A 548-nucleotide genomic window follows, 5' to 3' on the forward strand; every position below is an offset into this window, starting at 1 on the left:
TTCTTCCGCGGCAAGGACCACACCGGCGTCGGGGACCAGGTCTTCTTCCAGGGCCACGCCTCCCCCGGCATGTACGCCCGCGCCTTCATGGAAGGCCGGCTGTCCGAGGAGGACCTGGACGGCTTCCGGCAGGAGAAGTCCAAGGAAGGCCACGCCCTGTCCTCCTACCCGCACCCGCGCCTGATGCCGGAGTTCTGGGAATTCCCCACGGTCTCGATGGGCATCGGCCCGATGAACGCGATCTACCAGGCGCAGTCGAACCGGTACCTGCACAACCGCGGCATCAAGGACACCTCGGACCAGCAGGTCTGGGCGTTCCTGGGCGACGGCGAAATGGACGAGCCCGAGTCCCGCGGCCTGCTCCAGCTCGCCGCGAACGACAAGCTCGACAACCTGAACTTCGTGATCAACTGCAACCTCCAGCGCCTCGACGGACCGGTGCGCGGCAACGGCAAGATCATGCAGGAACTCGAGGCCTTCTTCCGCGGCGCCGGCTGGAACGTCATCAAGGTGGTCTGGGGCCGGGAGTGGGATGACCTGCTGGCCAA

Annotated in this window: 1 pseudogene; it reads left to right on the forward strand. The window is 66.2% G+C overall.

The features are described from left to right. Positions 1 to 548: pseudogene (locus AC1D2F_RS23925) on the forward strand (pyruvate dehydrogenase (acetyl-transferring), homodimeric type); the annotation flags it as partial.

The organism is Arthrobacter sp. P1_B3 (assembly GCF_056406615.1).